Genomic DNA, 20,170 nt, shown 5'->3' on the forward strand with positions numbered 1-20,170 from the left:
ATCGCGGGCACGGCTAACCGCCATTGACCATGCACTATATCTCCACTCGCGGTAGCGCTCCGTCGCTTGATTTCGAAGGTGTCACCCTTGCAGGCCTCGCCAGCGATGGCGGGCTCTACGTGCCGCAGGAATGGCCGCGCTTTACCGAGGCGGAAATCGCCGGGCTAGCCGGGCTGCCCTACGCCGAGCTGGCCGCGAAGATCATGAGCCCCTTCGTTGGCAATTCGCTGACACCGGACGAACTGCACGAATTGTGCGCAACTGCCTATGGCCGGTTTGCCCACGCAGCGGTTACTCCGCTGAAGCAGTTCGACGAGCAACAATGGCTGCTCGAGCTGTTCCACGGTCCGACGCTGGCCTTCAAGGATGTTGCGCTGCAAATGCTCGGGCTGCTGTTCGAGACATTCCTGTCGCGCAGCGATGCGCATCTGACCATTGTCGGCGCGACCAGCGGTGATACCGGATCTGCGGCAATCGATGCAGTAGCGGGCCGGGACAAGATCGACATCTTTATGCTGCATCCCAAGGGGCGGGTTAGCGATGTCCAGCGCCGCCAGATGACAACGGTGCTTGCGCCCAACGTTCACAATATCGCGATCGACGGCAGCTTCGATGATGCGCAGGCATCGGTGAAGCGGATGTTCAACGATAGCGATATGGCGTCTTCAAAAGGTGGGCGCTTCCGGATCGGCGCGGTGAACTCGATCAATTGGGCACGGCTGATGGCGCAAGTGGTCTATTACTTTGCCGCAGCGCTCCAGCTTGGTGCTCCGCAGCGTAAAGTCGCATTCTCGGTACCGACAGGAAATTTTGGCGATGTGTTTGCAGGTTATGTCGCCGCGCAAATGGGATTACCGATCGAGCGCCTTATCGTCGCGACCAACGTCAACGATATCCTCCATCGGGCCTTGGCCGATGGTGATTATTCAGCCGGAACGGTTACTCCCACCGCTGCGCCGTCGATGGACATTCAGGTCAGTTCCAACTTCGAACGGCTGTTGTTCGATTGTGGCGGGCGCGATGGCAGGGCGATGGCAGAACAAATGCGGAGTTTTGAGGCCGACAAAGCGATGCAACTGACCAACGCGCAGCGCACTGGTGCCGCTGGTCTGTTCACAAGTGCCCGTGCCGATGCCGATGATATGGCCATGGCAATGCGCTGGGCGAATGATGCCGCTGGCGAAATAATCGATCCGCACACTGCGATTGGCTTGTTCGCGGCACGGCAATCGGATGTTTCGGCCGATATTCCCGTTGTAACGCTCGCCACCGCGCATCCGGCGAAATTCGTCGATGCGGTCGAGCGTGCGACCGGGACACGGCCAAGTCTGCCGACAAGAGTCGGCGATCTGTTCGCGCGCGAAGAACGGTATGACGAGCTAGCTGGCGATTATGAGTCGATTGCTAGCTATGTCGCCGAGCGCGCCACGGAGTCGCGCTGATGGCGCGGCTGCGCGAAGAGCCGCAGATACTCGCCGGATCGTCATGGGACGATTACGGGCTGGTCGATAGCGGCAACGGTCGCAAGCTGGAGCGTTACGGCGATTACCGGTTCATTCGCCCAGAACCTCAGGCGATGTGGCAGCCGCGCCTTGGGACATGGGATGCCCATGGGGAGTTCGTGCCAGGGTCTGACGAAGATGGCGGCGGCCGGTGGCAATATGACAAGCCGGTTCCGCAAGCCGGATGGCCGCTCAAATGGCGTGATGCTGCGTTCACTGCAAAATGTACCCCTTTCCGGCATCTGGGATTCTTCCCTGACATGGCACCGGTATGGGATTGGATGCTGGAGCAGCTTAACGGCAAGACCGACGCCGAGATGCTCAACCTGTTCGGGTATACCGGTGTCGGTTCGTTGGCATTGTCGCAAGCTGGGCGAGTCACGCATGTCGATGCGTCGAAGAAATCGGTGGCCCAAGCGCGCGAGAACGCCGAACTCGCCGGCATGGACAATCGCCCGATCCGCTGGTTGGTTGATGACGCAGCCAAATACACCGCGCGCGAGGTTCGGCGCGGTCGCCGCTATGACGGAATTATCCTCGATCCTCCCAAATTCGGTCGCGGCCCGAAGGCCGAGACATGGCGGATTGAAGAGGGGCTGGCTGATCTGGTTTCCGACTGCCGCGATCTGCTGGACGAGAACAGCAAGTTTCTGTTCCTCACCGTCTATGCCGTGCGCATGTCGAGCCTGTCGCTCGCAGGACTGCTGGCGGAAATGTTCGCTGATTTACCTGGAATCATAGAGCATGGCGATCTGGCCGTTCGCGAAGAGGATGTCGGCGGTGAGGCCAATGGACGCTTGCTCCCCACCGCAATCTTCGCACGCTGGTCCAATCCAAGCTAAGGAACCTTATGGCCGATTCGCTGATCCTGGAAGTTGCTGATCTTGAGCACGATGTCCTGACGGGCATTTACTCCGAGGAGACCGGCAAACCGCAGCCGCTTCGCATTACGATCCAGGCGGAGATGAAGATCGCGGATCGCTATGATCCCGACACTCCGCTGGAAGCCAGCAAAAACTATATGGACCTCAAATTCGCGGCGACCGATGCGTTACCCGACGGTGTCCATTTCAAACTGATCGAGTCGCTCGCGGACCATATTTGCGAGACTTTGCTGGTGCAGGATAGCCGGATCAAAGCGGTGACGGTCAAAATCGTGAAGCTCGCAATTGCCGAGGGTAACGAGAAGATCGGTATCACCATGACGCGTGAGCGGCGCTGACCGCCATGCAAGCGGTCTTGCCCATAAAGACCTTACCCGGCGCAGCATTGGATGCGGCGCAGGCTATCGCATCGGATTGGCTCCCCGCGATCCGCGATCATTTGAGCAAAGGGGAGCACTTGGTCGTGCTGCTGCCGCAAGCGTCCTATGACCATGATGACTGGCGCCGCGCCATGGTGCGTGATTTGGCCCGTGCCTATGCTCCGACCCGCGTGAATTTCATTACTGAAGGCTCGGATGAGGCAGTCGAGGAATCGGTTGAGTACCTATCGAAAGCCAACGGCGTGACGGGCCAATATTTGCCCCTACACACTGGCGCGCGCGCAGATGGATAGTACCGCGCCTTTGATCGATACGTTGGGGCGGCAAATATCTTACCTGCGCCTGTCGGTTACCGATCGCTGCGATCTACGATGTACTTACTGCATGCCCGAGCGGATGCAGTTTCTGCCGCGGGCAGAAGTGCTGACGCTGGAAGAACTCTACGACCTGTCGCGCGGGTTTATGGAGCGGGGTGTCACCAAAATTCGCCTGACCGGCGGTGAGCCGTTGGTACGGCGCGATGTGATGACGCTGGTCGAACGGCTCGGCCGTCATGTGGGCAGCGAGCTCGACGAACTCACGCTGACGACCAACGCAACCCAGCTGGCCGACTATGCGCAAGGTCTTGCCGATGCGGGCATCAAGCGCGTGAATGTGTCGTTGGATACGCTTGAGCCAGCGACTTTCGCCAAGCTGACGCGCCGTGATGTTCTACCAAAAGTGTTGGCAGGGATCGATGCCGCGCAGCAGGCGGGCCTGCGCGTGAAGTTCAACACGGTTGCGCTGAAGGGTATCAATGATCGCGAAATTCCGCGTCTGGTTGCATGGGCGCATAAGCGTGGCTGCGATATCACATTGATCGAAACGATGCCGCTGGGCGAAGTGGATGAAGACCGGATTGACCATTATCTGCCGCTGACAGTAGTCCAAGATGATCTCGACGCACGGTGGCAGTTGGTACCTTCGGTTTACAGAACGGGCGGACCAGCGCGTTATTATGATGTTGCAGAGACAGGCGGCAGGATTGGCCTGATAACGCCGCTGACGAACAATTTCTGCGCAAGTTGCAACCGTGTGCGTGTAACTACGACCGGCCAGCTTTATCCCTGCCTTGGCGGAAGCGAGAAGGTTGATTTGCGCGCCGCGATGCGATCCGAAGGTCCGAACGGCAGGCTCTCCGCAGCGCTCGACGAAGCCATGCGTATCAAGCCCGAACGGCACCATTTCCGCATTGACGAGGCGGGGGCAAAGCCCGCGCAGCCGCGCCATATGTCGATGACCGGAGGATGATATGACAGCTCGCATTCTCTTTCTGGGGCCCTTGGCAGATCTGGCCCGAACACCAGAAATGGAAGCTGTAACACCGCTTGATTGGGCGGCGCTGCTCTCGCTGGTCAGTCAAGAATTGGCCGAGGAATTGCAGGGCGAAAGGGTCAACGTTGCCTGTGCGGGCAAAGTCCTGGCGGACAAGACCGATCTGCTGGCGCAGGACGGTGATGAAGTTGCCTTGCTCCCACCTGTCAGCGGCGGCTGACCCATGCGCGATATTCGACTGCTGACCGAACCGTTTATTCCGGGCACGTTGATGGGGCCGTTCTCCAACGCCAATCCGGGGCTGGGCGGGATTTGTACTTTTGTCGGGGAAGTGCGCGGGGAAGGCGGTGTAGAGGCGCTTGAGCTTACGCACTACGCGCCGCTGACGCTTCCCGGGATGGATGATTTGGCCGACGCCGCGTTGGAGCGGTTTGACCTGATGGGGCTGCTAATGGTGCACAGGGTCGGCAGGCTTTATCCCGGAGAGCCCATTGTGTGTGTGTCGGCGGCAGCAAAACATCGCCGTGCCGCTATTGAGGCGGTCGATTTCTGCATGGATCATCTGAAAAGCGCGGCGTGGTTCTGGAAGCGCGAAAAGCGTAATGGCCGCTGGCACTGGATCGAACCGCGCGGTGAAGATCATGCCGATCTCGCGCGGTGGAAGTAGCGGTTTAATTGCCGGCGCGGGCCCGCAGGTCGGCTAGCGTCGCATCTTCCTCACGCAGATAGGCAATCACTTCATCGCGGGCCTCGGCGACCTTCTGCCGCTGCTCAAAAGCGAGTGTCGCGTCAACAAATAGCAAGTCCAGATCAGCAAGCGCCACCGCGGTTACGCTGCGCAGCGAATCGAGATCCGCCATAGCGATCTGCGCGGCGGCCCAAGCATTGCTGGTCACTTCGGCGCGCGTACCTGCCGAAACTGTGCCACGTGCTCCGGGCGCCGCAGCCACAAACGCTTGGTGTGCTGCAGCGGCATCGGCGCGTATCTGGCCAAGCTGACCGATCACCTGTGTGCTGAGCGGTGCTGGCTCGATAGTTTCGGGCACCGAGAACGTGCCGCTGACCCGTTCAGCATCGCGAATCGCCAGCGACGGATAGGTTTTGCTGGACGATGCGCAGCCGCCCAGTATGAGGCCGCTGACTACGACAAGAACAAAAGGCACTGTGTTTCGCATTCCATTTGCCTTAGCACGGTGAAAGCGGCTTTCCAGCCTGAAGCGCAATATCGCAGGCCGATCCGCCAAAAAACAATCCCAAAAAACACGGGCGGAACGTTGACTTGGGCGGGGCATTCGCTTATCGGCTGCCTTCTTTCCGGCGGACTGCCTTTCAGGCGGGTCATCGGGTGCGCCGTTTTTACAATGAAAACGGCACTGCAGATAAATTGAAAGTGATACGACCATGTTCGCAGTAGTGCGCACTGGCGGCAAACAATACCGGGTTGCCGCTGGAGATAAAATCGCAGTTGAGAAACTGGCTGGCGAAGCCGGCGACACCGTTACCTTGGGTGACGTTCTGCTGGCCGGTGAAGGCGATTCGATTGCTGACGCTTCGAAGGTTTCGGTTTCGGCTGAGATCATCGCACAGGCTCGCAGCGAGAAGGTGGTCGTTTTCAAGAAGCGCCGCCGCCATAACTATCGCCGGAAGGCCGGTCACCGTCAGTCGATGACGCTTCTGCGCATCACAGACGTGGGTTCAAGCGAGAAATCGTCTGCCAAGAAGGCTGCGGCTCCGAAGAAGGAAGCTGCACCCAAGGCTGCTGAAGAGAAGAAGGCACCGGCGAAGAAAGCTGCTCCTAAAAAGGAGGCGGACAAAAAGGCCGCTCCAAAGAAGGAAGCCGCGGCTAAGAAAGCACCAGCCAAGAAAGCTGCGCCTAAGAAGGCAGCAGCCAAAAAGCCCGCTGCTAAGAAATAAGCATTTTCGTAGCTGACAACACAGATTTTTCGAAGAGTAAGAGACAATGGCACATAAAAAAGCAGGCGGTTCAACCAACAATGGCCGCGACTCAGCAGGTCGGCGCCTCGGTGTGAAAAAGTTCGGTAGCCAGGAAGTGATTCCAGGCAACATTATCGTGCGTCAGCGCGGCACAAAGTTCTATCCTGGCAGCAATGTCGGCATGGGCAAGGACCACACTCTATTTGCCCTAGAAGGCGGTCGAGTGCGCTTCCACGGCGGCAAACAGGGACGCAAATATGTGTCCGTGGACATGGCAGCCGAAGCCGCAGAATAACTGGATAGTTCACTGACAGGACTATCCGACAGGATGGTCCAGCCGGTTCAGACCGGCACCGAAGAGGGAGATGGGCCAGCCTGTCTCCCTCTTGTCGTATCTCCCTCTCACAACAGCGAAAAGCGCTTTCGCTGCCACGGGAATGTCACGCATTGGTCCTATCGGCTCGATGCGGGGCTTGAGGAGAATGCATCATGTTCCATCGCACGCAGAGGTTGTTCTTACGGCCGATATGGCCTGAAGATTGGCAAGCGATCTATCACGGTATCGCCGACGAGGGCGTGGTGCGGAACCTCGCTAGGGCACCGTGGCCTTATGAGCAGGATCATGCGCGCGACTTCGCGGCCTTGCCGCACGATCCGGTGAACCCGCGTTTCCTGATTACTCTGCCTGGCAATGGCGAGCCGGTAGGCTGTATCGGCATCGACCCGCATGAGGGCGAGGCAGAAATGGGATATTGGATTGCGCGTGATCATTGGGCGAAGGGTTTCGCCACCGAAGCCGGGCAGGCTGTTCTGGAGATTGCGCGAATGATGGGGCACGCACGAATGGTTGCGAGCCACTACATCGACAACCCCGCGTCGGGCCGTGTTCTGCGGAAACTGGGTTTCCTGCCGACAGGCCAGACCGAAACCCGGATGTGTCTGGGACGCGGCGAGAAAGTCCAAGCGACCGCCTACGCGCTCAGTCTGGACAGCACAGAATCACTGCGGGCGGCCTGACAGGGCCGCCCGCTTTTTGATCGAGTGGTGGTAACGGTTACTCGGCCGGCATCAGCGCATCGCTGAATTCACCCTCATAGAGCTTGATCAGCTCGCGATCATCGTGGTCCCACGGGTGGAAATTTGGCTTGAAGTAAGACAGCCATGCGGGGAAAATGCGGCGCACAACACCGGGCGTTACGGTCAGATATTTGAGCAAACCCCAGCGGGCTTTCCAGCCGGTGATGCCGTCTTGCGCGAGCAGGTTGATCGAATCGGTCCAGCGGTTCTTGAAGAAGCGGCCGGTCACCGTCAGCATCACCAGGCTGCGGACTCTCCAAGCTTTCCAGCCGGACCAGTCCTTTGTGGCATGGTTCCACGTGTCGTAAGCGACGCCCTTATGCTCGACTTCCTCAACCGCATGCCAACGCCACATATCGCGGACTTCCGGATCGGCGTTCTCGAAATGTGCAGGGTTGGCGAGGAATTCATGCGCCATCATCGCGGTGTAATGCTCCAGCGCCATCGTTACCGCGAGGTTGGCAATCGCGGGCCGACCCTTGGTCAGTTCGAGCATTTCCTTCACGCGCTGGTCGATCGCTTCAATGTCATAGCCGGAGTCGGCGGCAAGACGGTTGAATGCTATATGCTCACGCGTGTGATTGATTTCTTGTTTAACGAATGCGCGGATTTCTGCGGCCAGTTTCGGCGGAGTGCCTTCGCGGTGTGCTTTCACGGCTTCGATAAAGAATGCTTCGCCGCGCGGAAAAGTTGCCGACAGAGCGTTGTGCCATGCAGTGCCGAATGCATCGCCTGCCCACCATCGCTTTGGCGTGCTCTCGCGATTAAACCGCTCGTCACGTACGATGATGTCGAGATCGGATGGGGTGGGGTTATTGGTGGTCTGATCGAGGTCGATCTGGGCGGGGGCGTTCACGGCATACTCCGAGGGTTACTGACAAGAGTGTAAGTAGCGCTTACTTACATCAGTGTCAATAACAACGCGTCGCCCCTCTTTTCAAACGAGGGGGTTGGGGGTGGTTGCGACGCGACAGCGCCGTTTGCGCCGACAGCACCACCCTGCTGCGACTACATTCGCTCACGCTCATTAAGTCTCGCTGCCCCTCCTCTAAAGAAGAGCGGTGATTTCTAGCTATTCCGCCGGCATCGCCGCGTCTGCGTAAGGGCTGTCAGGCTTGTTGATCAGCGCCCGATCATCCAGATTCCACGGGTGATAGCCCGGCATCAGGATTTTCGACCATTCCCAGAACATCCGCCGCATCATACCGGGTTTCCACCATAGGAAGGCGTAGAGCTTCCATTTGGCTTTGCGGCGGGAAAAGCCGTCCTGCTCCAGCAGGCCAATCGCATCGCGGATACGGTTGCCGAAATATTTCTTGGTAATCAGCAGCGCGATCAGCGTTTTTACGCGGTAGCGTTTCCACCGGCTCCAATCCTTGGTCGCGTGCAGCCAGACGTCGTAGGTGATGCCTTTGTGCTCGATCTCCTCGGTCGCATGCCAGCGCCAGATGTCTGCCGCTTCCTGATCGGCGCCCTCAAGATAGCGCGGATCGGCGAGCAGATGATGGCTGATCATCGCCGCAAAATGTTCGAGCGCGATTGTGATCGCGAGGTTGAATTCTTTGGGTCGACCCTCGGTCAGCTCAAGCATGGCCTGAATGCCCTGGTCGATGCTTTCGACATTATAGCCGTGGTCGGACACCAGCCGGTTGAATGCCACATGCTCGCGCGTGTGGTTGATTTCCTGGGTAATGAACACTTTCATCTCGCGCGCAATATCGTCCGGAACATCGTCACGGAACATCCGCATTGTATCGATGAAAAACGCTTCGCCGCGCGGCAGGCTGGCGGAGACGGAATTGTACCAAGCGGTCGCAACCGGGTCGCCCGAATGCCAGTGGCGAGGGGTCTTGTGCTCGCGGTCAAACCGGCGATTGCGGACAATCAGCGCGTGCTCTTCCGGTGTCGAGCTGGAAATTCCGGTAGCGGGCTTGTCAGCCGACTTGTCGAGCGGTTCGGACCGTTCTAGGTCGATAGAGGTCTGCTTGTTCATATTAAGAATCTACTAGGCATAAGTGTTAATGACAACTCGTAAAAGATTAACGCCCGAAGAGTCGCGCAGTTCCGCGCTAGAAGCGGCGCGTGCGTTACTTATTGAAACCGGGCCACAATCGGTAACTCTTAAGGCTGTTTCAGCAAGGGTCGGCCGCACACATGCAAACCTGCTGCACCATTTTGGGTCAGCCTCAGGATTACAAAAAGCGCTCGCCGCGCATTTGGCGACAACTGTGTGCGAAACCATCAAGGATGCGGTGCGCGCAAGCAGAGCCGGGCTGGGCAGTCCGCGCGAAGTGGTCGATCTGGCGTTCGATGCGTTCGACAAAGAAGGGGCAGGGGGCCTCGCCAGCTGGATGCTGCTGACCGGCAACGAAGACGCGCTCGATCCGATTATCGAGACGATCCATCAGGTGGTGGACGAATTAGCGCCAGAGGAAGCCGAGAATCACGGCGGCGTGATGGCGATGCATGAGAATACGCTTACGCTAGTGCTGCTGGCGCTAGGTGATGCTCTGATGGGCAAAGCCTTGGCGCGGGCGCTCAACCTCCCCGACAGCGCGGCGCGCGACCGGGCGGAGGCTTTGCTGACCGAGTCTATCGAGGCGCGCACAGCGGAAGAATGCTGCGATTGATGGGCAGCGATTTGCGCCTACGAATTTCCGTAAGTACCAAGCTGTGCCGATAAAACACCCGATCATTCTGAGCCTGTCGAAACATCGTCCGTTTCTTCTGGCGCAATGGAGGGAGTGGAGGGCGGCCCTTCGGCAGGCCCAAGGTGAGCGGGAAATTAGCTACCCAAAGTCATCCAATCCGGCACAAACTCGGCTGGAATATCGGCAACCCGCAAATGATCGACCGCCAGACCTAAGTCAGGATAGGCGGCTTTCTGCCGTTTCTCTGTCGATTGATCGATTGGCACCACCACCAGCCGCCGATTGACCTTTTGCCGCCAGTTCATCCGCGCGGTGTTTTCCTGCCCAATATAGCAGCCTTTCTCGAAACTCACGCCGTTAAGGTCAGCCGCGTTGGTTTCAAGCCACAGAATATCGCCGAGTTCGGCGCTACCTTCCGGAACGCCAAGCAACAGCCGGTGGGCGAGCCACTCGCCATCAGCGGGTACGTCCTCTTGTGATGTCGGGCCAATCCAGCGCTGCCCCAATTCGGCCAGGCGCGGATCGGGTGTGCCGCCGACACTTAGTCTGGGCTGCCAGAACACGCCTATAGTATCGTCACGCTCGATCGCGATCTTTCTGCGCAGACGGTAGAGCGAGAGGCGCTTGACCAGATCATCCGCCAATTCGGCTTCGCAATCGATCACCAGTTCGCCTTCGCCTCCGGGCCAGACGAGAAAATCGAACATGGCCTTGCCCTGCGCGCTGAGCAACGCGGCCCATATGGGCAATTCGCCGCTGACATCGTTCGTCACCAATCCCTGAAGGAAGTCGGCAACATTCTCTCCGTCGTCGAGGGAAGAAAGGCGGATGATCGCGCGGTCGAACAGGCGTGGATTTGGCATGAGGTAAAGGTGGCGCTTTGCTGGAGTTAATCAAGTGTCGGCGAAGTCCGGGCGGGCATTCAGCAGGGACTGTCCTACGCGGCCACTATATGCCATGGGCGGCATCATGATATGCGCTTTGAATATCGCCAATTTTGCACCGGCTAAGGGTGATATCGGAGCGTGTCCCAACGGAAGTGTTTCTGCATTGGACCCTGTTCCATCTGTTCCATCCATTCAGTAGAGCCAGCATTAGTATGAACGAAATCACTATCCGCCGCCCTGACGATTGGCATCTCCACTTCCGTGACGGCGACATCATGCGCGGCGTTGTGCCGCACACGGCTCGCCAGTTTGCCCGCGCGATTGTCATGCCAAATCTGTCTCCACCCGTGACCGATGTGGCCGCAGCGACAGCCTATCGAGACCGGATTCTTGCGGCTGTCCCGGACGGTGTCGATTTTACACCGCTCATTACATGCTACCTGACCGACGCGAGCGATCCGGATGAACTTGCACGCGGATATGAGTCCGGCGTTTTTACCGCCGCGAAACTTTATCCGGCGAATGCGACAACAAATTCCGCCCATGGTGTGAGCAACATTCTTGAACTTCGAAGCGTTCTTGAAAGAATGCAGGATATCGGGATGCTGTTGCTCATTCACGGCGAAGTGACCGACCATGACGTTGACATTTTCGACCGGGAAAAGGTCTTTATCGAGCGGACGATGCGGCAACTTGTGGCTGACTATCCGACACTCAAAATCGTGTTCGAGCATATCACGACCGCCGATGCCGCGACTTTTGTTCGCGAGGCCGGTCCGAATGTTGCGGCGACGGTCACACCCCAGCATCTCCACATCAATCGCAATGCGATGCTGGTCGGCGGATTGCGGCCGCATGCCTATTGCTTGCCGGTCGCCAAACGCGAGACTCACCGGCTGGCGCTCCGCAAGGCAGTAACATCCGGATCGAAGAAGTTTTTCCTGGGTACCGACAGTGCGCCGCACGCGCGGGAAGACAAGGAAAGTGCCTGTGGCTGCGCGGGTATTTTCAATGCGCCATACGCGCTGGAAAGCTATCTCGCCGTGTTCGAACAAGAGGGTGCGCTGGACAAATTTGAAGCCTTCGCTTCGGAGAACGGTCCGGATTTTTACGGCTTGCCGCGCAATGAAGGCACGGTGACATTACAAAGAACGGACAATGCGGTGCCCATGACGATTGACGCGAATGGCACCACAATTGTTCCCTTTCATGCCGGCGATACACTCGGCTGGAAATTGGTCGGTTAGGTGGACGCCGCTTTCGGTCGGCGCGACCATAGATCCCAGAGGAAAATGGCTAGCGCGGACCAGATCAGCAGGAAACACCCCAGCTGTGCGGGTTTGAGATCTTCCTTGAACACGAATAAGCCGAGCAGGAATACAATCGACGGGGCGAGAAACTGGATGAATCCGAGTGTCGAGTAGTCCATGCGCCTCGCCGCGACTGCAAATAGCAGCAGCGGCACAGCCGTGACCACGCCGCCGAGGACTATGTAGAAACTTAATAGCGGGTCGACGGTGAAGGCAGAGCCTTGCGGTAGGCCAGCGTAGTAGAGCGCGATCCCAGATGCTGGCAGCAGCAGCAGCGTTGACTCAATCGTTAAGCCCGGAAGTGAGCCGACAGCAACTTGTTTGCGGAGCAGACCATAGGTGCCGAATGTCACAGCCAGAGTCATGCTGATCCATAGAGTCGTCAACGCGCCCATGGCGAGAATTGCGACACCGCAAGCGGCAAGCGCCACAGCGATCCATTGGCGGGCAGAAAGCTTCTCGCCTAATATGGCCGTGCCCAAAACCACATTCAGCAAGGGGTTCATATAGTAACCGAGACTGGCGGCATAGACATTTCCGTTCTGGATCGCCCAGATATAAACCAGCCAATTGACGCCGATCAGTGTCGCACTTGCCATGAGGGTAAGCAGCACCTTGCGGTCGCGGATTGCCGTGAACAGTTCCGAAAATTGTTTGCGAAGCGCCACAATCAGTAAGCACAGCGGTAGTGTCCAGATGATCCGCCAACCGACAAATTCGAACGGTGGGACGCTTTGAACCAGAATGAGATAGAGCGGCAGCAAACCCCAGATCGTGTAGGCGCCCAACGCGGCAGGTAGGCCCGAAGGCGACTGGGTTTGATCCTTGTCGGTCATTTGCGGCCCTTAGGCTTCGCCAAATATCCCCGCAAGCATCGTTTCATCGGTCAAAATTGTTCGCTTCGTCGTCAAAATCCAATCCTGACATCCGTGTTGCAGTTCGTTCATAAAAGTCGAACTATTTATGAACTCACCGGACGAATCGACTTCCTCCCTTCGCCCGTCAAACATCAGTGAAGGAATGAATTATGACCCTGAAAACAGCTAAAACCGCCGCAATCGCCTTGGCCGTCCCATGCTTGGCTTTTGCAACGCCTGGATCGGCGGCCTCTGTGCCGACGCTTGCTGCGCCGAGCGCTTCGCATACCCAATTCGTGACATTCCAAAGTGAGACTGTCGCCGAACATCATCGCGGGCGCGATCATCGTTACAAGCGCGGTCGTGGCCATTACCGTGACCAGTATCGCGGAGATTACGGCTATCAGGGCCAACCCGTCTATCGCGACACCCGTATCTGGCGTGGCCGCGACGGGCGCTATTACTGCCGCAAAGAAAATGGCACGACCGGCCTGCTTATCGGTGCCGCAGTTGGCGGCCTGATCGGTAATGAAGTTGCGGGGCGCGGTGACCGCACATTGGGTGCGATCCTTGGCGCGGCTGGGGGCGCGATTCTTGGTCGCGCAATCGACCGCAGCAATTCGCGCTGCCGTTAATCCAAATTCCTAGCTTCAGCTGCCCCCACCGGCAGCTGCGGCGCGGTTCCAATGAGCCGTGAAGGGCGTCTGATCGCATTCACCGATGGTCAGGCGCCCAATTATTGTGGGTAATCATCACATCAAGAGTTTCCCTAAAAGGGACACTTGAAAATTTAACCCTGTTATACAGTATTTCGTTAACTCTGATCGCAGAGAGCGGGTGGCATGGTTTTACCCCTCCACCTGACTGCGGAGTATCGCAATGCAAAATCGCTTTCTTCTGACTACTGCTCACCTGCCGCTTCTGGCACTTGCCGCGTGCGGCGATAGCCCTGCTGATGGAGAGAGCGGTGCAGCTGATCCGGCGACCGAACAGGCGCTCAATGAACAGATTATGGTCGATCCCGATTTGGCCAATCAGAACGAGGCCAACGCTGCCCTCACGGGCGGAACAGACCAGTCGATCCCGCCAGAGAACATGACACCTGAAGCCATTCAGGCCGCGCGCGACGCGGCATTTGCGCTGGTGGGCGGCAGCGACGGGCTGACCGAACTTCCGGCACCCACGCAGTATAGCTATCCCATTCCTGAAACTGCTACTTTGACCGCAGCCTCTAAAGCAGCGATCACGGCGGACGGCACCAAATGCGCTGAAAATGTCACATATTCAGCATCTTGGGCGGCTAAGCTACCAGCGATTTTCCCGGTTTACCCACGTGGTGCGACTAAGGATGCAGCGGGCACCGATCAAGGTGATTGTGCACTGCGTGCGATTACCTTCCTGACACCTGTTCCGCTGGAGGAGGTGCTGACCTTTTATTACAGCCGGGCCAAAACCGCTGGCTACACCACCGAATATGCGGTCGCCGATCAGGATACAATTGTCAGCGGCGTAAAGGGCGGCGCGTCCTATGTTGTGTATGGGCGCCGTTTATCGTCAGGCCTGACCGAAATCGACCTGATCACCAACGGACTTTAACCCCGACCCGTTAGTCTTGGCTGAGCCCGACGCCAATGGTCGCGCGTGGCTGATCCATTTCGGTGCTGGCCACGGGGTAGGCGCAATAATCTGCTGCGTAATAAGCGGCAGGACGGTGGTTGCCTGAAAGGCCCAGTCCACCAAACGGAGCGTTAGACGACGCACCATTGGTTGGCCGGTTCCAATTGACAATACCGGCGCGAACATTGGCCCAGAACCTGTTGTAATCCTGTGGACTTCCGCCAATCAGCGATGCGGACAGACCGAAGCGCGTGCGGTTCGCTTCGGCTATTGCGGAATCGAAATCCTTGACTTTGATGACCTGTAGCAGCGGGCCAAATAGCTCGACATCGGGGCGGTCCGGCATGTCGGTTGTGTCGATGATCGCGGGTGAGAGGAATGGCAGATTGTCATCCGGCCTGCGCATATGGCGGATAGCTTTACCGCCATTGGACAGGAAATAGAGAAAACTTTCGACCAATTGTTCGGCAGCGGCATTATCGATCACTGGCCCCATGAACGGTGCCGGCTCGGCGAATGGCTCTCCGACAATCACCCGGCTGACCAGATTTTTTACCTCATCGATAATCGAATCATACATGCTCTCGGTTACGATAAGACGGCGCGCGGCGGTGCAGCGCTGCCCGGCCGAGGTGAAAGCCGATTGCACGATCAATGTCGCGGCGTCGGTCACTTTAGGAGTATCGATTACGACAATCGGATTGTTGCCGCCCATTTCGAGCGCTACGATCTTACCCGGATTGTTGGCCAGCTTTTTATTAATGGCGATTCCTGCTTGCGCGGATCCGGTAAATAGCACTCCGTCGATGCCATTATGCGAAACCAGCGCTTTACCTTCTTCCGGGCCGCCGACGAAGAACTGAGCAACTGCCGCCGAAATGCCTGCCTTGTTGAAACATTCCATCAACAATTGGCCGACCGCTGGGGTTTTCTCGCTCGGCTTGAAAATAACCACATTGCCGGCAATCAATGCTGGGATAATATGTCCGTTGGGCAAATGGGCCGGGAAATTATAGGGCCCCAAGACAACCATAACGCCGTGCGGTTTGTGCCGGACCGCGGCGTTTCCCTGAAGCGCGCTGTTCAGCTTTTTCTGTCCGGTACGCTCTGCATAGGCAGTGACGGAAATATCCACCTTGTTAATAACCGCTTCGACTTCAGTATGGGCTTCCCACAGCGGTTTGCCCGTCTCTTTGGAAATCAGCTGGGCCATTTTGTCCGAAACTTTGCGCACTTCATTGGCGAATCGGCGACACGCCTCGATCCGGTATGCAAGCGGTTGAGCGGCCCAGGCAGGCCATGCACGGCGCGCACGATCAACCGCCTCATCCACATCATCGACTTTGCCGCGCCATAATTCCTCACCGGTCGCAGGTTGGAAGGATATGATCTCTGTTTGGGACACGCCGTAAAACTTTCTCTTTTTGGTTTGAGGTTTTAGCTCAAATCCCTATGGTTAAGCCATGTTAAGGGTTGGGGGCTTGTAGTCCGAGTCGCTCCAAGGTCAATTTAATGGCCGCTGGTTAGCGATTGATGGACAAAAAACCAAATCCGAAAACAGGTGGCTGCAAAGCCATCGATGGGGGCAATAATCGATTGGCTGGCGCTTTCGCCTGACCGATCTCCCCCCTCTGGGTCGCACAGAAATTAACGCCAGGATTGGTCCCGGCGCGACGAGTTCGGGCGTTTGCCTGATAAACAAAGAGGGTAGTAGATTATGCGTTACAAGATCAACAAATTGGCAGGCTTTGCCGCGACCGCTTCTGCGGCTGCGCTCGCTATGGGTGTGTTTACCGCGACACCTGTTGCGGCTGAAGAGTGCCTTCTCGACAGCGACCAAAACGGCGTACCGAGCGCCGGTGACACCGATGGCGGCGCGTTTTCGAACCCCGTTTTTGTAAACTCGCTTGCCTGCGGCACTGGCGCATCGGCGAGTAGCCCGAACGCCACCGCAGTTGGCGGCGGATCGCAAGCAAGCGGCGCCAACTCTACAGCAGTTGGCCGCAATTCACTGGCAAGCAACGCAAACACCGTTGCTGTTGGTACAAACTCAATCGCGAGTGGCGCAGCTTCGACTGCCTTGGGCTATCTTGCCCTTGCAGGCGCGAGCGGAGCGACTGCAGTTGGTAACGATTCGCAGGCATCTGGCCAGATTTCAACCGCTCTTGGTCGTCTCGCAACGGCGAATGGTGGTCGTTCTACGGCATTGGGCGCTCAGGCAGTTGCGCAGGCTGACCGCTCTACTGCTGTTGGTGTGGGCTCGCTTGCTTCCGGCGTAGAGTCGATTGCTTCGGGTGTTGATTCGACTGCATCTGGCGTCGGTTCTGCAGCTTACGGTAACCTTGCTTCGGCAACTGGTAACACCAGCGTCGCTGTTGGTGATAGCGCATCGGCTTCTGGCGATGATGGCGTGGCAATTGGTGAAAGCGCCGATTCCTCGGGCCTGAACTCGGTATCGGTCGGTGCGGAAAGTTCGGCAACAATGCCTGGTACTTCAGCATTCGGTTGGCAAGCCATGGCAACCGGTGTTCGCGCAACTGCTTTGGGTCATCTGGCGATGGCGAGTGGAGTCCGTTCCGTTGCTGTTGGTGAAGCGGCTATTTCCACCAATGTGGGTTCGGTTGCTATTGGTAACCAATCGCTGGCGAGTGGAGACTCGGGTGTTGCTCTTGGTAACGCCGCGGTGTCGACCGGCGAGCAAGCGATTGCCATCGGTAACCAGACCGTCGCGAGTGGCAATCAAGCGGTAACGATTGGTTTGAACTCATCGGCTACTGGCGATCAGTCGACGGCATTGGGTTTCGGTGCGACCTCTGCGTTCGCTGGATCGACTGCTCTGGGTTGGAATGCGATGACAACTCGTGCCAACCAAATCGTCCTGGGCGGCATGGGTAGCTCGGTCACCGTCGGTGATATTGCTGCAAGTACTGCTGCACAGACTGGTACAATCTTCCTCGCGACTACGGATGCCAGCGGCACTCTTGGTCAAGGTGTCGATGTGACGACACTGGCAACCAACGCGGCGCTAGCGGCGACCAATGCTAACGTAGCGACCAACACTGGCAATATTGCAACCAACACTGCTGGTGTTGCGACTAACGCTGGTAACATCGCGGCCAACACTACGGCGATTGGTACAAACGCAACAAACATCGCTGCCAACACCACCGCAATTGGTACAAACGCCACAAACATTGCCGGTAACACCGCAGCAATCACGGCAACCAACGCCAACGTTACTGCAAATACAACGGCAATTGGTGTGAACGCCGCGGCAATTACGGCTGCCAACACTGGTCTGGCGACAACCAATGCAAACGTGGCGGCTAACACCACAGCAATTGGTACCAACTCGACTAACATCGCGGCTAACACCACGGCGATTGGCACGAACTCGACCAACATCGCTGCCCTGCAGACTTTGACTGCAACGCAGACGTCGCAGATCAATACGTTGTTCGGCACAACTGCGGCCAACACAGCGGCGATTGATCGGGCTAACGAAGGTGTCGCAATGGCGCTGGCGATGGAATCGCCAATGCTTCCAGGTGACACGAACTTCGCTCTCTCGGGCGGCGTTGGTTACTTCGAGAACCAGGGTGCTGGTACAATCGGCATGACCGCTCGTATCGGTGAAAACGCAGCGTTCTCGGCTGGTGTCGGTGTCGGTTTCGATAGCGGTGAAGTCGGTGCACGCGGTGGCTTCCAAGTCGCCTGGTAAACCGCTACACATGTGATCATGATGATGATCACAAAGACAAAAAAGATGCCGGGGCGTTTTGCTCCGGCATTTTTTGTATCCGCTGCATTGGTGGCAACGCTCAGCCCCACGCAGGCACTCGCGCAGGCGCAGCCCCAACAAGTTGTACCCACCGTGCAACCGCCGCCATCGGTCCGCCCGACACCAAGCCAGTTGGAGCTGTCAAAGATGATCTGGTCGACAATCGCGGCGGTCGATCATGCCAACCGTTCGGGCAATTATTCGGTACTGCGCGATATTTCCTCGCAAGGATTCCAGATACAGAACAACGCCGCGCGGCTGGCTGAGATCTTTGCCGGTATCCGCAATTCACAGATCGATCTATCGAACGCGTTTCTGGTCCCGCCAACTTACACCCGCGCGCCCGAGGTTATTCAGGACGGTGTATTTCGGGTGCAGGGCATTTTCCAATTGCGCCCGATTGCGATCGGCTTCGATATGTATTTCCAGTGGGAACAGGGCAAATGGAAGCTGGCAGGCATTGATATCCAGCCCGCGCAGATGGTCGAACGCGCACCGGGCTAAGGGTTACTGGCATGACCGCTTGATACCGGAGGAGCGCCGTGCGCTGCACCGCACCGCCGGATTGCTGCAATCTTATCGTTAAGCGGCCGCCAATCGTCGCGCTGATCGATGGCGGACCAAAGCGCTTCGACTTCATCGATCAGCATCGACTGCGGGGTGCCTTCGGACCAATAGGGATGATCGCTTTCGGCCGGCGCATATCCGGCCAACGCATCGGCTAGTTCACCCTTGGCGCCAGAGCCGCCCCGATGGCGATAGAAGAAGGCATCAGGCTGCTCGCCGCTGTCGCGCATGGCTTTCTCCGCCGCAGCGACCAACGCGGCATCGCGCTCCTCACCCTGAGAGTGGACGCCCATTCGCCAGCACCAACGCCGCGCAACCGCCTGCATGTAGAGCGGCCCGAACCGTTCCATTGCGGCGATCAGGGGCGGCGCATCGGACAGAAGACGCAAGGCCACTGCCAATTGCCCGCAATTCCAATGCAGCGCCTCTGGCTGCCGTCCAAAAGCATAGAGGCCATTATGATCGAAGTATGCTGCGGTGAATCCGGGGTCCCAATTCGGTAACCAGCGCCACGGCCCGTAATCGAAACTCTCGCCAGAGATATTCATATTGTCGGTATTGAGGACGCCATGGACGAATCCGGCGACCATCCAGCTCGCCGCAAGATCGGCCATCCTTTCGACCACTTGATGCATGAGTTGAACCGCCGGTTCATCGCGGCCTGGCGCATCCACGGGCGGCACCGGTCCAGGAAATTGCGTGAGGCAATAGGCGACAAGCTGCTCCATGTGGTCGCGCTCTTCATTGGCAAGCAGCCGTTGAAATGTCCCGATCCGGATATGACCGTGGCTTAGCCGGACCATGACCGACGAGCGCGTGGGGGAGGGTTCATCGCCGCGCGTAAGCTCCTCGCCGGTCTCGATGATCGAAAGGGTTTTCGACGTATTGACACCCAAAGCCTCCAGAAACTCGGTCGCGAGTATTTCACGGACACCGCCTTTCAGCGTCAATCTGCCGTCGCCTGCGCGACTATAGGGTGTCTGCCCTGTTCCTTTGGTGCCGAGATCGATCAAACGCCCGTGCCGATCGCGCATCTGCGCAAACAGAAATCCGCGGCCATCGCCAATATCGGGATTGTAGTGCCGGAACTGGTGGCCGTGATATTTCAAAGCCAGAGGCTGGGGCAGATTGTCGGGCAGCGGGATGAATCTACCGAAATGATCGGCCCATTGTGTATCACTCAGCCCTTGCAGCCCGACTGACTGAGCAGCCCGATCATTGCGGAACCGAATCTGCACCTCGGGAAAATCGGCAGGCGCGACGGGATCACCCAGCCAATCGGCCAGAGTGTTGATTGCGGGATCGGGTGTGTAGCTCACATCTTGCGGTTCTGCCGTCATCGCGCGATAGTGCGCTGGCGCGGGGCACTTCGCAAGCCGCGCTTGGAATAGTTACGGGAAAAGCCGCA

23 protein-coding genes are annotated in these 20,170 nt (G+C 57.8%); 16 read left to right on the forward strand and 7 right to left on the reverse strand.

From position 1 onward, the window contains the following. The first annotated feature begins 29 nt into the window (after window positions 1-29). The 7 genes from thrC to GRI35_RS07315 are packed head-to-tail and all read left to right on the forward strand — an operon-like array spanning window position 30 to window position 4,747. Window positions 30-1,442 (forward strand): threonine synthase, encoded by a 1,413-nt coding sequence (gene thrC / locus GRI35_RS07285; protein WP_160613553.1) that lies wholly within the window; start codon window positions 30-32, stop codon window positions 1,440-1,442. Further along, window positions 1,442-2,344, forward strand: coding sequence for a class I SAM-dependent methyltransferase (locus tag GRI35_RS07290; protein ID WP_160613554.1), 903 nt, complete (start codon window positions 1,442-1,444; stop codon window positions 2,342-2,344). Before thrC ends, GRI35_RS07290 begins: the two co-directional genes overlap by 1 nt. Before the next feature lie 8 nt (window positions 2,345-2,352). Further along, entirely contained in the window at window positions 2,353-2,724 is a 372-nt protein-coding gene (locus tag GRI35_RS07295; protein WP_160613555.1) for a dihydroneopterin aldolase, read from the forward strand. Between the two features lie 17 nt (window positions 2,725-2,741). Next, entirely contained in the window at window positions 2,742-3,059 is a 318-nt protein-coding gene (locus GRI35_RS07300) for a Rossmann fold domain-containing protein (protein WP_160613556.1), read from the forward strand. Next, a complete protein-coding gene (gene moaA / locus GRI35_RS07305) occupies window positions 3,052-4,056 on the forward strand; it encodes a GTP 3',8-cyclase MoaA (RefSeq protein WP_160613557.1) in 1,005 nt (334 codons plus the stop codon). The genes GRI35_RS07300 and moaA overlap by 8 nt, the downstream gene beginning before the upstream one ends. Before the next feature lies 1 nt (window position 4,057). Next, the gene (locus GRI35_RS07310) at window positions 4,058-4,300 is read left to right on the forward strand and encodes a MoaD/ThiS family protein (RefSeq protein ID WP_160613558.1); all 243 of its coding nucleotides are present in this window, start codon (window positions 4,058-4,060) and stop codon (window positions 4,298-4,300) included. A gap of 3 nt (window positions 4,301-4,303) precedes the next feature. After that, complete coding sequence (locus GRI35_RS07315; protein ID WP_160613559.1) at window positions 4,304-4,747, forward strand: molybdenum cofactor biosynthesis protein MoaE; 444 nt, start codon at window positions 4,304-4,306, stop codon at window positions 4,745-4,747. A gap of 4 nt (window positions 4,748-4,751) precedes the next feature. Here GRI35_RS07315 and GRI35_RS07320 read toward each other — a convergent pair whose 3' ends face one another. After that, window positions 4,752-5,243 (reverse strand): hypothetical protein, encoded by a 492-nt coding sequence (locus tag GRI35_RS07320; RefSeq protein WP_160613560.1) that lies wholly within the window; start codon window positions 5,241-5,243, stop codon window positions 4,752-4,754. A 238-nt stretch (window positions 5,244-5,481) separates the two neighbouring features. Here GRI35_RS07320 and rplU point away from each other — a divergent pair, with 238 nt between their 5' ends. The 3 genes from rplU (at window position 5,482) to GRI35_RS07335 (ending at window position 7,032) form a co-directional block, all read left to right on the forward strand. Continuing rightward, window positions 5,482-5,994 carry a 50S ribosomal protein L21 gene (gene rplU / locus GRI35_RS07325; protein ID WP_160613561.1) on the forward strand — a complete coding sequence of 171 codons (513 nt, stop codon included), beginning with the start codon at window positions 5,482-5,484 and terminating at the stop codon, window positions 5,992-5,994. 46 nt (window positions 5,995-6,040) lie between these two features. Then, window positions 6,041-6,310 carry a 50S ribosomal protein L27 gene (gene rpmA / locus GRI35_RS07330; protein ID WP_160613562.1) on the forward strand — a complete coding sequence of 90 codons (270 nt, stop codon included), beginning with the start codon at window positions 6,041-6,043 and terminating at the stop codon, window positions 6,308-6,310. 194 nt (window positions 6,311-6,504) lie between these two features. Next, window positions 6,505-7,032, forward strand: a complete 528-nt coding sequence (locus tag GRI35_RS07335; RefSeq protein ID WP_160613563.1) for a GNAT family N-acetyltransferase — start codon at window positions 6,505-6,507, stop codon at window positions 7,030-7,032. A 37-nt stretch (window positions 7,033-7,069) separates the two neighbouring features. On the opposite strand, the gene GRI35_RS07340 is transcribed toward GRI35_RS07335, so the two are convergent. After that, the gene (locus tag GRI35_RS07340; RefSeq protein ID WP_160613564.1) at window positions 7,070-7,948 is read right to left on the reverse strand and encodes a metal-dependent hydrolase; all 879 of its coding nucleotides are present in this window, start codon (window positions 7,946-7,948) and stop codon (window positions 7,070-7,072) included. Window positions 7,949-8,164: 216 nt separating this feature from the next. After that, window positions 8,165-9,085: a metal-dependent hydrolase gene (locus GRI35_RS07345; RefSeq protein ID WP_160613565.1), complete on the reverse strand. Its 921-nt coding sequence runs from the start codon at window positions 9,083-9,085 to the stop codon at window positions 8,165-8,167. Between the two features lie 28 nt (window positions 9,086-9,113). Between GRI35_RS07345 and GRI35_RS07350 the strand changes: the two genes are divergently transcribed. Next, window positions 9,114-9,722: a TetR/AcrR family transcriptional regulator gene (locus tag GRI35_RS07350; protein ID WP_160613566.1), complete on the forward strand. Its 609-nt coding sequence runs from the start codon at window positions 9,114-9,116 to the stop codon at window positions 9,720-9,722. Between the two features lie 155 nt (window positions 9,723-9,877). Here GRI35_RS07350 and ygfZ read toward each other — a convergent pair whose 3' ends face one another. After that, window positions 9,878-10,606, reverse strand: a complete 729-nt coding sequence (gene ygfZ / locus GRI35_RS07355) for a CAF17-like 4Fe-4S cluster assembly/insertion protein YgfZ (RefSeq protein ID WP_160613567.1) — start codon at window positions 10,604-10,606, stop codon at window positions 9,878-9,880. Window positions 10,607-10,842: 236 nt separating this feature from the next. Between ygfZ and pyrC the strand changes: the two genes are divergently transcribed. Then, entirely contained in the window at window positions 10,843-11,877 is a 1,035-nt protein-coding gene (gene pyrC, locus GRI35_RS07360; protein ID WP_160613568.1) for a dihydroorotase, read from the forward strand. On the opposite strand, the gene rarD is transcribed toward pyrC, so the two are convergent. After that, window positions 11,874-12,776, reverse strand: coding sequence for an EamA family transporter RarD (gene rarD / locus GRI35_RS07365; protein WP_160613569.1), 903 nt, complete (start codon window positions 12,774-12,776; stop codon window positions 11,874-11,876). The genes pyrC and rarD overlap by 4 nt on opposite strands. 191 nt (window positions 12,777-12,967) lie before the next feature. Between rarD and GRI35_RS07370 the strand changes: the two genes are divergently transcribed. Continuing rightward, window positions 12,968-13,432 (forward strand): glycine zipper 2TM domain-containing protein, encoded by a 465-nt coding sequence (locus GRI35_RS07370; RefSeq protein ID WP_160613570.1) that lies wholly within the window; start codon window positions 12,968-12,970, stop codon window positions 13,430-13,432. Between the two features lie 244 nt (window positions 13,433-13,676). Next, window positions 13,677-14,393: a hypothetical protein gene (locus tag GRI35_RS07375; protein WP_160613571.1), complete on the forward strand. Its 717-nt coding sequence runs from the start codon at window positions 13,677-13,679 to the stop codon at window positions 14,391-14,393. A 10-nt stretch (window positions 14,394-14,403) separates the two neighbouring features. Here the strand turns inward: GRI35_RS07375 and astD are convergent, their stop codons facing one another. After that, the gene (gene astD / locus GRI35_RS07380; RefSeq protein ID WP_160613572.1) at window positions 14,404-15,819 is read right to left on the reverse strand and encodes a succinylglutamate-semialdehyde dehydrogenase; all 1,416 of its coding nucleotides are present in this window, start codon (window positions 15,817-15,819) and stop codon (window positions 14,404-14,406) included. A 312-nt stretch (window positions 15,820-16,131) separates the two neighbouring features. Here astD and GRI35_RS07385 point away from each other — a divergent pair, with 312 nt between their 5' ends. Together GRI35_RS07385 and GRI35_RS07390 are read left to right on the forward strand one after the other, a co-directional pair. Then, complete coding sequence (locus GRI35_RS07385; RefSeq protein WP_160613573.1) at window positions 16,132-18,135, forward strand: YadA-like family protein; 2,004 nt, start codon at window positions 16,132-16,134, stop codon at window positions 18,133-18,135. Window positions 18,136-18,153: 18 nt separating this feature from the next. Next, window positions 18,154-18,699, forward strand: a complete 546-nt coding sequence (locus tag GRI35_RS07390) for a hypothetical protein (protein WP_235900157.1) — start codon at window positions 18,154-18,156, stop codon at window positions 18,697-18,699. On the opposite strand, the gene GRI35_RS07395 is transcribed toward GRI35_RS07390, so the two are convergent. After that, the gene (locus GRI35_RS07395) at window positions 18,696-20,102 is read right to left on the reverse strand and encodes a protein adenylyltransferase SelO family protein (protein WP_160613574.1); all 1,407 of its coding nucleotides are present in this window, start codon (window positions 20,100-20,102) and stop codon (window positions 18,696-18,698) included. The two genes, GRI35_RS07390 and GRI35_RS07395, sit on opposite strands and share 4 nt — an antisense overlap. Window positions 20,103-20,170 lie beyond the last annotated feature (68 nt).

The sequence above is a fragment of the Pontixanthobacter aestiaquae genome (assembly GCF_009827455.1).
Lineage (GTDB): Bacteria > Pseudomonadota > Alphaproteobacteria > Sphingomonadales > Sphingomonadaceae > Pontixanthobacter > Pontixanthobacter aestiaquae.